This is a genomic window from Actinoplanes couchii, assembly GCF_016862075.1.
In the GTDB taxonomy this organism is placed as follows: domain Bacteria; phylum Actinomycetota; class Actinomycetes; order Mycobacteriales; family Micromonosporaceae; genus Actinoplanes; species Actinoplanes couchii.
Genome location: NZ_BOMG01000006.1, coordinates 34759 through 49609, shown reverse-complemented (window position 1 = coordinate 49609; position 14851 = coordinate 34759). Strand labels below are relative to the sequence as shown.

Annotated in this window: 11 protein-coding genes; 6 read left to right on the top strand and 5 right to left on the bottom strand. The window is 69.8% G+C overall.

Annotated elements, in window-relative coordinates; translation table 11 throughout:
- Window positions 1-9: 9 nt before the first annotated feature.
- Both Aco03nite_RS01315 and Aco03nite_RS01310 read right to left on the bottom strand, forming a co-directional pair.
- The gene (locus tag Aco03nite_RS01315; protein ID WP_203792691.1) at window positions 10-747 is read right to left on the bottom strand and encodes a hypothetical protein; all 738 of its coding nucleotides are present in this window, start codon (window positions 745-747) and stop codon (window positions 10-12) included.
- Window positions 748-821: 74 nt separating this feature from the next.
- Window positions 822-2918, bottom strand: a complete 2097-nt coding sequence (locus Aco03nite_RS01310) for a PhoX family protein (RefSeq protein ID WP_203792690.1) — start codon at window positions 2916-2918, stop codon at window positions 822-824.
- Window positions 2919-3180: 262 nt separating this feature from the next.
- Between Aco03nite_RS01310 and Aco03nite_RS01305 the strand changes: the two genes are divergently transcribed.
- The 6 genes from Aco03nite_RS01305 (at window position 3181) to Aco03nite_RS01280 (ending at window position 12021) form a co-directional block, all read left to right on the top strand.
- Complete coding sequence (locus Aco03nite_RS01305) at window positions 3181-5661, top strand: alpha-L-arabinofuranosidase family protein (protein ID WP_203792689.1); 2481 nt, start codon at window positions 3181-3183, stop codon at window positions 5659-5661.
- Between the two features lie 11 nt (window positions 5662-5672).
- Window positions 5673-7067 (top strand): family 43 glycosylhydrolase, encoded by a 1395-nt coding sequence (locus Aco03nite_RS01300; protein WP_203792688.1) that lies wholly within the window; start codon window positions 5673-5675, stop codon window positions 7065-7067.
- Between the two features lie 90 nt (window positions 7068-7157).
- On the top strand, window positions 7158-7592 hold the full coding sequence (locus Aco03nite_RS01295) for an RrF2 family transcriptional regulator (RefSeq protein ID WP_203792687.1): 435 nt from the start codon (window positions 7158-7160) through the stop codon (window positions 7590-7592).
- Between the two features lie 14 nt (window positions 7593-7606).
- Window positions 7607-8824 (top strand): globin domain-containing protein, encoded by a 1218-nt coding sequence (locus tag Aco03nite_RS01290; protein ID WP_203792686.1) that lies wholly within the window; start codon window positions 7607-7609, stop codon window positions 8822-8824.
- A 63-nt stretch (window positions 8825-8887) separates the two neighbouring features.
- Complete coding sequence (locus Aco03nite_RS01285) at window positions 8888-10330, top strand: PAS domain-containing protein (RefSeq protein WP_203792685.1); 1443 nt, start codon at window positions 8888-8890, stop codon at window positions 10328-10330.
- Window positions 10327-12021 carry a putative bifunctional diguanylate cyclase/phosphodiesterase gene (locus Aco03nite_RS01280; protein WP_203792684.1) on the top strand — a complete coding sequence of 565 codons (1695 nt, stop codon included), beginning with the start codon at window positions 10327-10329 and terminating at the stop codon, window positions 12019-12021. Before Aco03nite_RS01285 ends, Aco03nite_RS01280 begins: the two co-directional genes overlap by 4 nt.
- Here the strand turns inward: Aco03nite_RS01280 and Aco03nite_RS01275 are convergent.
- From Aco03nite_RS01275 to Aco03nite_RS01265, 3 genes are read right to left on the bottom strand one after another with little or no spacing between them, the layout of a single operon-like run.
- Window positions 12008-12820, bottom strand: coding sequence for a hypothetical protein (locus Aco03nite_RS01275; RefSeq protein ID WP_203792683.1), 813 nt, complete (start codon window positions 12818-12820; stop codon window positions 12008-12010). The two genes, Aco03nite_RS01280 and Aco03nite_RS01275, sit on opposite strands and share 14 nt — an antisense overlap.
- Before the next feature lie 14 nt (window positions 12821-12834).
- Window positions 12835-13335 carry an SUKH-4 family immunity protein gene (locus Aco03nite_RS01270; RefSeq protein ID WP_203792682.1) on the bottom strand — a complete coding sequence of 167 codons (501 nt, stop codon included), beginning with the start codon at window positions 13333-13335 and terminating at the stop codon, window positions 12835-12837.
- A complete protein-coding gene (locus tag Aco03nite_RS01265; RefSeq protein WP_239144830.1) occupies window positions 13325-14851 on the bottom strand; it encodes a hypothetical protein in 1527 nt (508 codons plus the stop codon). The genes Aco03nite_RS01270 and Aco03nite_RS01265 overlap by 11 nt, the downstream gene beginning before the upstream one ends.

Sequence of the window (14851 nt, the reverse complement as noted above, 5' to 3'; positions counted from 1 at the left end):
GGGATGTGGTCAGCGGGAGTTCGAGTGGACCTGCCACGCCTCGGTGAGCCGGGCGAGTTCGGCCTCGGTGCCGATGGCGGGCCGCAGGTCCGGGCGGTGCGCGTACTCGTGGATGGCGTAGGACAGGAAACGCGCGTGGATCCCGACCGCGGACAGCTTGGTCCGGCTCGGGCGCCAGCCGATGGACCGGAGCAGCTCGGGCCGGCCGTAGGTGAGCGCGATCCGGGTCCGGCCGACCGGGAAGGCCGGGTACGGCACGCCGGTGAACGTCTCCCAGGGCACGAAGAGGGTGCCGAGCGCCTGCTGGTCCTCGATGCCGTCGGGGCGCAGCCGGACCTCGGTCTTGCGGGACAGCAGGCCGCCGAGAAGGACGAGAAGTGTCACCGACAGGATCAGCATGACGAGGTCGAAACCACCCCGGTTCACGTCGCGGGCGTACGAGACGAGGTTGGTGCCGTTCTGGAGGGCGACGGCCGCGAGGAGCATGACCAGCCCGGCCGGCGGGTGGCTGACGAACGCCGGCGTCTCGGGACGGGTGATCAGGGTGGCCGGCCGGAACCCGTAGATCAGGAAGAGCGCCAGCACCAGCGCACCGAGCTGGACCACCAGGCCGCCGAGGGAGAACAGCTCCCAGTTCTGGTCGCTCGCCGTCGTCCGCAGGATGCCGAGACCGACTCCGAGAAGGACGGCGAGGCCGAAGACGGCCAGGCGGTACCGGCCCACCAGCGTACATACTTTGATCAGCACGGGGCCGATGGTAGGGGAGCCGGTAAACGGCACGGCCGCGACGCCGGGATGACGCCGCGGCCGTACCCGTGTTATCAGCTGCCGATCGCGCCGCCGTCGGCCTTCCAGGTCACGATGACGGCCGGCTTGGCGAAGTCGCCGTCCGGCCAGTGCGACGCCGGGTTCTCCACGGTGGCGCCGGTGATCTCGCCGGGGTGCTGGACCGCGACGAACACCGACTTGTCGTCACCGGTGATGAACGGGCCGCAGGTCTCGGCGCCCTTCGGCACGGTGAGGAACTGGCGCAGGTGGCCCCGCTCCTTACCCTCGATCGGGGTGGCGAACAGGCCGTCGTTGCTGCCGAGGGCGTTGCCGTCGGTGGAGATCCACAGGTTGCCGGCGCTGTCGAACGCGACGTTGTCCGGGCAGGAGATCGGCGACACCTGGGTCTTGTCGTACCCGCCGAAGTAGGTGTCGGCCGCGGCCGGGTCGCCGCAGACGATCGGCAGCTGCCAGGTGAAGGTCAGGCCGGTGTGGTCGCCACGGTCCTCGGTGATCTCGAAGATGTGGCCGTGCTTGTTGGCGTTGCGCGGGTTGGGCTCGTCGGCGGGCGCGTTCGTACCGACACCGCGGTTGGTGTTGTTGGTCATCGCCGCGTAGATCTTGCCGGTCCGCAGGCTCGGCTGGACGTCCTCGGGACGGTCCATCTTGGTGGCGCCGACCGCGTCACCGGCGAGCCGGGTGTAGGTGAGCACGTCCACGGCGGTCATTCCGGGCACGAACGACCGGTTGCCGGAGACCAGCTTGATCCACTTGCCCCTGCCGTCGAACCTACCGTCCGACGGGAGCTTGCCGGTGCCGTCGATCTCGGTGGCCGGGCTGTCACCGGTCACCTTGGCGACGTAGAGGGTGCCCGACTCCAGCAGGGTCAGGTTGTGCTTGCGGGCCCACGGGGCGTCGCTCTTGATGTACTTCTTCTCCGACACGAACTTGTACAGGTAGTCGAAGCGCTCGTCGTCACCCATGTACGCGACGACGTGCCCGTCCTTGGCGACGATGACGTTGGCGCCCTCGTGCTTGAACCGGCCCATCGCAGTGTGCTTGCGCGGGCGGCCCTCCGGGTCGAACGGGTCGACCTCGACGATCCAGCCGAACCGGTTCGCCTCGTTGGGGTGCTTGGCCAGGTCGAACCGCTCCTGCGCGCGCTCCCACTTGCGGCTGTCGCCGGGGTAGCGGGCAGTGGTGGTGATGCCGTAGCGGTTGAGCTTGGTCTTGGTCTCGGCGGAGACCGCGTCGCCGCCGACGAAGTACTGGTTGAAGTTCTCCTCGCCGGACAGGACGGTGCCCCACGGGGTGACGCCGCCGGCGCAGTTGTTCAGCGTGCCGATGACGATCTTGCCGGACGGGTCGGCGGCGGTCTTCACGGCCGCGGTGCCGGCGACCGGGCCGGTCAGCCTGAACTCGGTGGCCAGCGCGGTGATCCGGCGGTTGTAACGCAGCTTGTAGCCCTTGGCGGGCTTCCACTGGCCGCTCCTGCCGCTGCGCTCGATCTCCACCACGGAGAGGCCGTGCGCCGCCATGGCCACCTTGACCTGCTCGACGCTGAGCGCGTCCAGGGTGGTGAAGCCACGGAACATCAGGTTCTCGTTGGTGTACTCGTGGTTGACCACGAGCAGCGCGCGGTCCTTGCTGCCCGGAATCGGGACGACGCCGACGAAGTCGTTGTTGTAGCCGAACTGCTTCGACTGGGCGGCGGCGGTCTGCCGGTCCACGTTGAACGCGGGCGCGCCCGGCACGACCGGGTCACCCCAGCGGATGACGACGGAGGTCTGGTACCCGGTCGGGATGGTGACCTGGTCCAGGGTGTTCGGGGCGACCGGCTTGAAGCCGATCTTGCCGGCCTTGGACGGCGGGGTGGGCTTGGTCGGGTGATGGTGACCGCCGCCGCCGTGCGAGCCGCCGGCGAGCGCCGGGGCACCGAAGCCGAGCACCATCGCGCCCGCGGCGCCGGCGGCGATCACGCCGCGGCGGCTCATCTCGGCGTTCACCACGTCACCCAGGTACGGGTTGGCCGACTCGTTCGGCACCGGGTGGTCACACGCGTTGCCACATCGGTACATACAGGTCATCGCGTCTCGGCTACCGCCGCTGTGTCCCAGCAGCGGCAGCAGGCGGCGCTTGAAGTCCGTCATCGTGTACTTCTCCTCGGTCCCTCGCCACCTTGCGATGACGGGCAGCCCGGACGCTAGGAAGCCGAGGTGTCCGATGAGGTGGCGGAAACCTGAACCGACGGTGAACGTCCATAGATGACGTTAACCCTGGTTAGCGTTAACAACAGCCTGACGCATCGACCTTCAACTCTTGACAGGCCTGTCGATGTTTGCGTACACATTGCTGAGCTAGTCCACCGGAAACACTCTTGAAACCGTTGCGATCCGCACCGGAGGACCCCTCATGCGCAGAATCCCCTACCGCCTCGCGGGCGCGGCCGCCGTCCTGGTCTCGCTTCCGCTCGCGGTCTCGCCGCCGGTCGCCGCTCAGGCGGTCGAACCCGACTACACCATCACCGTGAACCCGGCCGCCACCGGCGCCACCATCCCCCAGTCCATGTACGGCGTCTTCTTCGAAGACATCAACTACGCGGCCGACGGCGGGCTCTACGCCGAACTCGTCCGGAACCGATCATTCGAGTTCAACAGCACCGACGCGTCCGGATGGAACGGGCTGACCGGCTGGACCGCCACCGGGTCCGCCACGGTGACCAACGACGACCAGCGGCTGAACGAGCGGAACCGGAACTATCTGTCGGTGACCGGCGCGGCGACGCTGGTGAACGCCGGTTACAACACCGGGCTCGCCGTGAAAAAGAACGACAAATACGACTTCTCCGTTTGGGCCCGCGGCACAGCGTCACTCCAGGTCACGCTGCAGACCGTCGACGGCACCGCGCTCTCGACACCGCTGACGATCGCGACAAAAGGTGACACCTGGAAGAAGTACACCGGCGCACTCAAGGCCACCGCCACCAGCGACGTGGCCCACCTGAAGATCAAGACCGATGCCGCCGTACGGTTGGACGAGGTCTCGCTCTTCCCGAAGAACACGTACAAGAACCACGGCCTCCGGACCGACCTCGCGCAGAAGGTCGCCGACCTGGACCCCGGCTTCGTCCGCTTCCCCGGCGGCTGCTTGGTCAACACCGGCAGCATGTACGCCTACGACGCCGCCAACAACTACCCGCGCGCCCGGGCCTACCAGTGGAAGGACACGGTCGGGCCGGTCGAGACGCGGGCCACGAACAAGAACTTCTGGGGCTACAACCAGACCTACGGCCTCGGCTACTACGAGTACTTCCAGTTCTCCGAGGACATCGGGGCCATGCCACTGCCGGTGCTCCCCGCGCTGGTGACCGGTTGTGGTCAGAACCGGGCGACAGTCGACGAGGCGCTGCTGCAGCGGCACATCCAGGACGCCCTGGACCTGATCGAGTACGCCAACGGGCCGGCCACCAGCACGTGGGGCAAGGTGCGGGCGGCCGCCGGGCACCCGAAGCCGTTCAACCTCACCACTGTCGCGGTCGGCAACGAGGAGAACCTGCCGAACGAGTACTGGGCGAACTTCCTCAGGTTCGAGTCGGCGATCAAGGCGAAGTACCCGAACATCACCGTGGTCAGCAACTCCGGCCCGGACGACCAGGGCGCCACGTTCGAGAACCTGTGGGCGAAGAACCGCGAACACGGCTCGGACATGGTCGACGAGCACTACTACAACAGCCCGGCCTGGTTCCTGCAGAACAACAGGCGTTATGACGCGTACGACCGCAATGGGCCCAAGGTCTTTCTCGGCGAATACGCCTCGCTGGACAACAAGCTCTACAACAGTCTCGCCGAGGCCGCCTACATGACCGGTCTGGAGCGCAACGCCGACGTGGTGAAGATGGCGTCGTACGCGCCGCTGCTCGCCAACATCGACAACGTGCAGTGGAAACCGGACATGATCTGGTTCGACAACGACGAGTCGTGGGGTTCGACCAGCTACCAGGTGCAGAAGCTGTTCATGAACAACGTCGGCGACCGGGTCGTCCCGACCACCGCCACCGGCAACGTGCTGCAGCCGAAGCCGATCACCGGCGCGATCGGGCTCTCCACCTGGCGGACCGCGGCCACCTACGACGACGTCAAGGTGACCCGGCCGGACGGCACGGTGATCTACGGCGACGACTTCGACGACGGCAACGCGGACGGCTGGACCTCGGTGACGAACCGCGGCAACTGGACGGTCAGCAACGGTGGTTACGCGCAGACGACCACCGACACCGAGGACACCATGGTCAAGGCCGCGACGATCAGCGAGACCGATTACGACTACACGCTGAAGGCCACCAAGCAGTCCGGCGCGGAGGGTTTCCTGGTCGCGTTCGGTATCCAGGAGACCGGCCAGTTCTACTGGTGGAACCTGGGCGGCTGGAACAACACCCAGGGCGCGGTCGAGAAGGGCATCACGTCGGCCAAGGAGCAGATCCTGACCAAGCCGAACACCGTGACGACCGGACAGACCTACGACCTCAAGGTTTCGGTACGCGGAACGAAGGTCACGCTGTTCCTGGACGGCGTGGAGTGGGCGTCGTTCGACGACAACGCGGTGACCGAGCCGTTCGCCCAGGTGGTCACCGAGGACACCAGGCGTGGCGAACTGATCGTCAAGGTCGTCAACGCCCAGGACATCCCGGCGGTCACCAGGATCGACCTGGGGAAGCGCAAGGTGGCCCGCACCGCGAAGCAGACCGTGATCACCGGTGACCCGGGCGAGCAGAACACCCGCTCCGCCGAGCCGATCCAGCCCGTGACGTCCACGGTCAGCGGGATCGCCTCCACTTTCACACGCGAGTTCCCGGCGAACTCGGTCACCTTCCTCCGTATCAAGACCACCCGGTGAGGGGCCCGATCATGAACCGACGAACCGTTCTGGCGGGTGGCGCCGTGGGTGCCATGGTCGTCGTCCTGCCCGCGGGCGCCTCCGGAACTCCTTCCGTGCGGGCCCGAACCGATGCTGAGATCTACGGTGTGCCTACCGTTGACCCCCTGATCAGCCAGCGCGCCGACCCCTGGATCACCAAGCCGGTCGCCGGTCAGTACTACTTCACCGGCTCGGTGCCCGAATACGATCGGCTGATCGTGCGCGGCGCGCCGACCATCGAGGGCCTGGCCACCGCCGAGGAGAGCGTCATCTGGCGGCGGCCCGCCACCGGCAAGATGGGCGGCCACATCTGGGCGCCGGAGCTGCACCGGATCGGCGGGCGGTGGTACATCTACTTCGCCGCCGGGGACGCCGGGGACGTGTTCCGGATCCGGACCTACGTGATGGAGTCGGCGCTCGACGACCCGCGTGACCCGGCCGGGTGGACGCTCAAGGGGCAACTGCTGACCGAGTGGGACGGGTTCACGCTCGACGCCACGTCGTTCACCCACAAGGGGCGGCAGTACCTGGTGTGGGCGCAGAGCGAGCCGGAGATCGCGGTCAACACCAGCCTCTACATCGCCGAGATGGCCAATCCGTGGACGTTGAAATCCAAGCCGACGCGGATCGCCACTCCCACTCGTTCGTGGGAGATCATCGGGTACAAGGTGAACGAGGGGCCGGCGGTGCTGATCCGGAACGGTCAGGTTTTCTTGACCTTCTCCGCGAGCGCCACTGACTCGAACTACTGTATGGGGCTGTTGACGGCGTCGGCTTCGGCTGACCTGCTGGAGCGCGCGAGCTGGACCAAGCACCCCGACCCGATTTTTACGACAAATGATGCTACCGCCCGTTATGGGCCTGGCCACAACTCGTTCACCGTCATGCCCGACGGCACGGACGTGCTCGTCTACCACGCGCGGGACTACCAGCAGATCACCGGCGACCCGCTGTACGACCCGAACCGGCACACCCGGATCCAGAAGCTGTACTGGCACGAGGACGGGACGCCGCTGTTCGGCATCCCGGTCGGGTCCGGCGGCTCGATCGTGCGGCTGTCGCCGGCCGACAAGCCGCGCTCGTTCGTCAAGCACGAGGGTGACGTGCTGCGGGCCGCGCACGCGCCGCGGGAGCTGGAGCTGACCCAGTTCCGGTTCGTGGCCAGCACCTCGCCCGGCACCGAGATCATCCAGTCGGTGGACCAGCCGGCGAAGTTCGTCACGGTCAGCGGTTCGACCGTGGCGCTCGGGACCACCGGCACCCCGGTCACCCGGATCCCGGTCCGCGACGGCGTGACCATCCGGGTCTCCCCCGGCAGGTACCTGGTGGTCAAGAACGGACAGCTCACGGTGGGAGACAAGGCCACGGTCTTCAAGCTCAGCTGATTCGACAGTCACGGGAGGGGGCTCAGCCCTCTCCCGTGACTTAGGCAATAAAACAGGACTTTCAAACTCTTCTTTTAGTACGTTGGTCTCGTGCGACTGAACCGATCAACCGACATCGGCCTCCGCGTCCTGATGCTCGCCGCCGCCCGGGCCGACGACCTGCTCACGATCGACGAGCTGGCCGCGTCGGTGGCGGTCCCGCGCAGCCACCTCGCCAAGGTGGTGCAGCGGTTGCAGCATCTCGGCCTGCTGGACACGGTCCGGGGCCGCAACGGGGGTGTCCGGCTCGCGACCGGCGCGTCCGGCGCGTCCGTCGGCGGTCTGGTCCGCGACCTCGAAGGAGACACCGAGGTCGTCGAATGCGGCGGGGAGACCCCCTGCCCGCTCAACGTGGGTTGCCGCCTGCGCGGGGCGCTGCGTGTCGCACAGGAGGCGTTCTACGCCTCGCTCGACCCCATCACCGTCGGCGACCTGGCCGCCCCACCGGTCCGGCAGGTCCTGCTGACCCTCGGCTCCCGCCCCTAGCTACAGGAGGAACAATGCTGTCCTCATCGAGTGCCCCGATCATCGAGGCCACCCTGCCCGTCGTGGGTGAGCACCTGGAGGAGATCTCCAGCGTCTTCTACGACACGATGCTCGGCGACAACCCGGAGCTGCTGAACCTGTTCAGCCGCAGCGCCCAGGCCACCGGCGAGCAGAAGAGCGCCCTGGCCGGAGCGGTCGCCGCCTACGCCGCCCACCTGACCGGTGCCGGCCCGGCCGGGCCCGCGTTCGAGCACATCGTCGAGCGGATCGCCCAGCGGCACTGCGCCCTCGGCATCCGCCCCGAGCAGTACACGATGGTCGGCCGCTACCTGCTCGGCGCCGTCGTCCAGGTGCTCGGCGCGGCGGTCACCCCGGCCGTCGCCGCCGCCTGGGACGAGGTGTACTGGCTGTTCGCGGCCCGGCTGATCGGCCGGGAGGCGCGGATCTTCGCCGAGGCCGGGGTGGACGGCGCCGACCCGTGGCGGATGTTCACCGTGGTCAGCAAGATCTCCGAGGCCCACGACACGGTGTCGTTCGTGCTGGTCCCGTCGGACGGGCAGCCGGCTCCGGACTTCCACCCCGGGCAGTACGTGACGGTCGCCGCCGACCTGCCCGGTGCGGGACGCCAGCTCCGGCAGTACTCGTTGTCCCAGGCCGCCACCGGTGGCACCCTGCGGATCACGGTCCGGCGGGTGCGCGGGGTGAACGGGGCTCCCGACGGGGTGGTCTCGGGGTACCTGCACGACCACGTCGGGCCCGGTGCCGAACTGCGGCTCAGCCGGCCGTACGGCGATCTGACCCTGACCCCGGGCCACGGGCCGTTGCTGCTGGTCAGCGCCGGGGTGGGGATCACCCCGATGGCGGCGATCCTGGAGCACGTGGCGCGCACCCAGCCGACCCGGGAGGTGACCGCGGTGCATGCCGACCGCAGCCCGGACCGGCACCCGCTGCGTGCCGACATGACCGGGCACGGCGCCCGGCTGCGCACGTTCCAGAGCCTGTACTGGTACGAGCAGGCCGTCGCCGAACCGGACACGTTCACCGGTCGGATCGACATCGACCGGATTCCCGTTCACCCGGACGCCGAGGTCTACCTGTGCGGGCCGGCGCCGTTCATGCAGGCGGTCCGGGCCGGGCTGCACCGGCGCGGCATCGCCGACGACCGGATCCGGTACGAGGTGTTCGGCTCCGAGCAGTGGCGGCGGTCCCCGGAGGCCGCGGTTCTCGTCTGACCTTTGGGGCCGCGCTTGCGGTCCGGCCTCAAGTCGGCCGCCGCCGGGACGATAGGGCGGGACGTGTTCACCGTCGAAGCCCCTCAGATCAGCGCCCCGCCGGCGGCCGCACTCCGGGAACGAGCCGTGGGCTCCACCGGGCTGGCCTACCTGCAGATCGACCGGTCCGGCGAGATCAGGGACTGGAACCCGGCCGCCCAGAAGATCTTCGGCTGGACCCGGGACGAGGCCGTCGGGGAACGCCTGACCGAGCTGATCATCCCGCCGGCCCTGCGGTCCGCGCACAGCGCCGGCTTCGCCCGGTACCTGGTCAGCGGTGAGAGCGACATGCTGGGCTGCCCGGTCGAGGTGCCCGGCGTGCACCGGGACGGGTCCGAGCTGCGGCTGTCGATGACCATCGACTCGCTCGGCGAGGACGGCTTCTTCGCGTTCATCACCGACCAGACCGACGGGCACCGCGCCCAGCAGGAACTCCAGCGCAGCAACACCCTGATCAGCGCGATCCTGCAGCACACCACCGCGATGATCTCGGCGAAGGACCTGGGCGGCCGCTACCTGTTCGTCAACGGCGAGTACGAGCGGGTCTTCCAGGTCACCGCCGCCGACATGGTGGGGCGTACCGAGGCGGATCTGCTGTCCGCGCCGGTCGCCGCCCTCGGGCGCACCCACGACCAGGAGGTCGCCGAGACCGGCACCGCCAAGACCGTCCTCGAGGAGATCCCGTTCGGCGACGAGATCCGCCAGTATGTGGTCACCCGGGTGCCGCTGACCGACCCGGACGGCTCGGTCTACGGGGTCTGCACCATCGGCATCGACGACACCGGCCGGCAGCGCAACGAGGCCACCATCGCCGACGGCGAACGGCGCTTCTGGAACACCGTCAACAACGCGCCGGGCATGCTCTACCAGTTCCGGATGGAACCGACCGGGGAGACGTCGTTCACCTTCGTCTCGGACGGTTGCCGCGACATCTACCAGATCGAACCGGACGAGGTCCTCGCCAACGGCGGCAACGTGCTGCAGACCATCGCGGTGGAGGACCTGGAGACCTACACCGCCAGCGTGATGCGCTCCGCCGAGACCCTGGAGCCGTGGGACTGGCGCGGCAGCGTCGTCCGCCGGGACGGCACCCGCCGCTGGCTGTACGGGGCGGCCCGCCCGCACCGGGAGCCCGGCGGCGCCACCGTCTGGGACGGCATGCTGCTCGACCGCACCCGGGAACGGCACACCGAACTCGATCTGGAAGCCGTCCGCGGTGACCTCGCCGACCTGGTGTCCCGTCTCGCCGTCCTCGACGTCACGGTTCCGGCCGGAGACGGGCCGGTCCCGGCGCTGTCCGCGCTGGTGACCGAGACGGATCAGGGTGAACTGGCCGGCATGTGGAAGTCCGCGGCCGCCGGCGACCGGGTCGACGCCGTACTGGCCGATGGTCTGCTGGTCCGGTTGCGGCCCCGCGGCGACCAGTCGATCGGTGTGTCCTGCTTCCGCCTGGACGGCTGCGCGTGAGCCCCATCCACGGACCGCGCCTGCCCCGCAAGCTCGGCGAGATCGGCGTGCCGATGACCCCGATGCCGGCGAGCACCCCGCTCAGCGAGGTGGAGGCCCTGCTCGCCGCCGACGCCCTGGTGCCCGGCGTCATCGTCGCCACCGGTGACGGATACCGGCTGCTCAGCCGGGCGGTCGTCGACCGGGTCCGATCCGGTGGGGCGACTCCGGAGTCCACCGCCTGTCAGATGGCCGGGGCCGCCACCCTGGAGTTGGCCGCCGACAGCGACATCGACGTGGCCGCCGAGGCCGCGCTGGCCCGGCCGGCCGCCGACCGGGAGGAGCCGGTGCTGGTGAGCTGGCCGGACGGCCGGTACGGGATCGCGCCGATCGTCGACCTGCTGGCCGCGATGGCCGGCCGGTTCGCCCGGCTGTCCCGCACCGACCCGTTGACCGGGCTGCCGAACCGCACCACCGCACAGACCGAGGGACAGCGCCGCCTGACCGCCGGTGACCTGGTCGCCGTGGTGCACCTGGGGCTGGACCGGTTCCAGGACGCCAACGACGTGCTCGGCCACCACGGCGCCGACACCCTGCTCAACCGGGTCGCCGCCGCGCTGCGGACCGCCACCGGACCCGGCAACCTGGCCGCCCGGCTCGACGGCGACCAGTTCGTGGTGCTGCTCTCCGACCTGCCGGCCGGGCAGACCCCGCAGAGTGTCGGCCGCCGCCTGGCCGCCGGCATCCGCGGCCCGCACCCGGTCGACGGCCTGCCGATCAGTGTCGAGGCCAGCATCGGCGTCAGCACCGCCGACCACCACGACGTGACGGTGCTGATGCGCCGGGCGGCCGCCGCCATGCGCCGCGCCAAACACGAACGCACCGGTGTCGTCGAGTGGACCACCGACCTGGACACCAACCAGCGGGTCGACCTGCGCCAGCTGACCGAGCTGCGGACCGGGCTGCGGGCCGGGCATCTGCGCCTGCACTACCAGCCGCTGCACGACGCCCGGACCCGGCGCATGCACGGCGCCGAGGCCCTGGTCCGCTGGCAGCACCCGCAGCGCGGCCTGCTCCCGCCCGGGGTCTTCCTGCCCGACGCGGAACGCTCCGACGTGATCCTGGAACTCACCGACTGGGTGCTGGCCGAGGCCCTGCACCAGGCGTCGGTGTGGCAGGCGGCCGGTCACCACATCCCGGTGTCGGTGAACCTGCCGGCCGCGTACCTGGCCCAGGACCGGGCCGTCGGCACCATCCTGACCCTGCTCGACCTGGAACGGGTGCCCGCGTCGATGCTGACCGTGGAGATCACCGAGACGGCCGTGCTGACCCGCCCCGAACAGGTCGCGGCCCAGCTCACCGCGCTGCGGTCCCGGGGCATCCGGGTGGCCATCGACGACTTCGGCACCGGTTACACGTCGCTGGGCCTGCTCCCCCGCCTGCCTGTCGACGAGCTGAAGATCGACCGCTCGTTCGTGATCCGCATGCACGACTCCCTGGCCCACGCCACGATCATCGACTCGGTGATCGCGATAGCCCGCTCCCTGGGCATGACGGTGGTGGCCGAGGGCGTCGAGGACGAGCCCACCGCCGCCGACCTGACCACGGCCGGCGTGGACCTGCTCCAGGGTTTCGGCCTGAACCGCCCCCAGCCCCCGGAACTGATCCCCACCCTCCCCGGCCTGGTCACCGGTTCCCTCACCGCCGTGTGATCCCGGGCCGCGCGGTCTCCAGCGGCGAGGGCACGCGGGCGCCGATCGCCTCCAGCTCCTGGACGGCGAATTCCCGGAGGGCCGGTGGCAGCCAGTCGCGCCAGGAGAGGAGGTTCAGGTACACCCGTGAACGGGGCTTGCCGATCCTGGCGAACGCCTGCAGGCAGCGTCGAGCGCCGGGGAGGTCCTCGTCGGCGTACAGACAACGCAGGAACTCTCGTTCCAGGGTCTCCACCGCGTCGTCGAACCGCAGCCGCACCAGCGCCTCGACGACGTGCGCCCGATCCGGCACCGGCAGGGACGAGTCGAGGAGCTCGCAGAGCACCGGGCCGACCTCGGCGACCCCGGCCGCGACCGCCAGCCCGGTGACCGCCTCGAAATCCGCCCAGCGCTCCCCGGCCGCCAGCCGCCGGACCATCGACGGCATCAGGAACGCGAACTCCGGCCGGACCACGTCGGGGTCCAGCGGACCCCGGCGCAGCTGACCGAGCAGAGACGCGACGGCACGATCGACCTCACCGGGATCCGCCACCTCCCCGTCGAAGGCCGGCGGGTCACCGCCCTGCCCGGGCCAGGGCGACGCGATGCGACCGGCCTGGATCAGGGCGCGTGACTCACGGTTGTTGCGGTAGGCCAGCGGAATGACGGTCAGCGGGAGTTCCTCGCCGGTCGAACGGGACAGGACCCGCACCACCTGGGTGTTACGCGGACCGGGCCCGCGCGCCATCCACTCGCTCAGCGATGTCTCCCCTGTCCCCCATGGATGGTCGACGACCAGCAGCAGATCGTCCGGATCCACGGTTCCGTCGTTGTTCACTCCGGGCCGAGGACTCCCAGCTCGACTTCCTCGAAAACCCTCGACCACCAGGAATCCTCGTCGTCGAACATCACCGGATCGGCTTGCCGGGCACGCCGCAACACGTCCTCGACGAGCCCCTCATAAGCGTCGTCGTCCTCGTGGACACCGGACCCGATGAACTCGTCCCACAGCGTGAGCAGCGCCTGCAACGCCGGCACCGACGTATTGATCCGGGCGGCCCGCTGCGGAACGTCGTCGTACCCGAACAGCATCCACACCGACCCGTCCCGCACGCTGACCCAGTAGGTGTTGACGCCGTCCTCGTACTGCCCCAGGAAGGCCGCGCTCCCACACCCGTCGAGTTCCCTCGTCTCCAACTCCCGAGCGGAGTCCCGGACGAACATCCTGCGCGCGTTGACCGGAAGACCAGAACCGGTCAACGCGGAGGCGGCGCGCTGTTCCAACCCGGCCCTGCGTACCGCGGATTCGCGGTAGGGAAGCCATTCAGAGGCCATTCGCTCCCGGCTTTCTCTGTGTGCCCTGTTCCCGGAGCGCCTCCGCGACGAGCCGGTGCAGCACCTCGGCCGGGAGGCGGGGGTTGGCCGCCGCATGTTCGCCGAGGTCCGGGTCGTCGAGCAGCTCGATCATCCGGGGCACCGGGAGGTGCGGGCAGGAGGCCATCGTCTGTCGTACCGTGACGTCCGGATCGTTCACCAGCCGCGCCACCAGTGCCGGTTCGGCGTCCGGGTCACGGGCCACCAGCCGCCGTACGGCGGGGTCGGCGTGATCGGCGAACGCGGCGAGCCCCGTTGTCGGGAAGCGCGGGTTGTCGATCAGCTCTTCCCGGCCGGGACCGCGATGCTCCAGGTAACACCGCAGGAGAAACTCCGGCGGTACGTCCGGGTGGTGCAGGGCGAGCAGGATCCGTACGCCGGGATCGGGGTCGTGGGTGAGAGCGTCGACGACCTCGGGCGGCAACCCGGGATGGCGGGCGGCCCGGCGGCGCAGCAGCGGATTCACCGAGGCGGCCCACCGCGACGCGTCGGCGAGCGAGGGCACCGGTTCCCCGGTCAGCTCGGGATTCCCGTCGCCGGCGGCCGTTGTGACATCGATGTCGATGTCGGCCCGCTCCTGCTCGGTGAGTCCGGGATGGACCGAGACCGCGGTACGGACCTCGGTTTCCGGGTCGGCGGCGAGTGCCAGCAGTTGCTCATGACTCAGGTCGGGGCGCTGCGCCACCCGGCTCCGGATGACGGCGGCCGGGTGGCGCAGCAGAGCCGAGACCACGTCCGGTGGGGTGCTCGGATTCACGGCCACGAAGAACAGGGCCTCGTCGTCCCCGTCGGCGACGACCTGATCGACGAGGGCACGCGACAGCGGCCGCTGGAGGACGGCCGCGAAGGCGTGGCGATGACGATCGGGCAGGTCCGCCGGTCGCATGACACGCTCGTCCTCCGCTGTCGCCGCGGCGGCGGCCGCCCGGATCTCCGGCACCGGGTCGGCGAGCAGCGCCGCGCGGGACGTCTCGTCGAGCCACTGTGGGAGGACTGCCGCGTGACGGCGCACCCGTGGATCCGGGTGCGCCGCGGCCAGGCGGTACAGGCGCCGGTCGTACCGCATGGCGGGCCACAGTTCGCTGTAGACCTCACCGGGGGTCAGGGGCGCGCCGGGCGGCAGGTCCTCGATCCTGGCCAGCAGCCCGGTCACCATGTCGTCGGACAACGGCGGCTGCCCGGGACCGCCGAAGGCCCGCAGCATCACCCGCATGTCGGGGTCGGCCAGGAGCCGGTCCCGGAACTCCGGCCGGACCTGCGGATGCCCGGCCAGCGTGCGGCGAACCTCGGGCGACGGATGATCGGCCATCGCTCGCTGCACCGCAACGGGCAGATCGAGCCGGAGCCCCAGTGCCCGGGACGCGCACGAGGGCGCGCTCCCGAGCAGCCGGAGCAGCAGGTCGACGGGTGCGGCCGGATTCCTCGCGGCCCCGCGGCAGAGCCGCTCCGCCGCGGACCTCGGCCCGTTTCTGCTCAT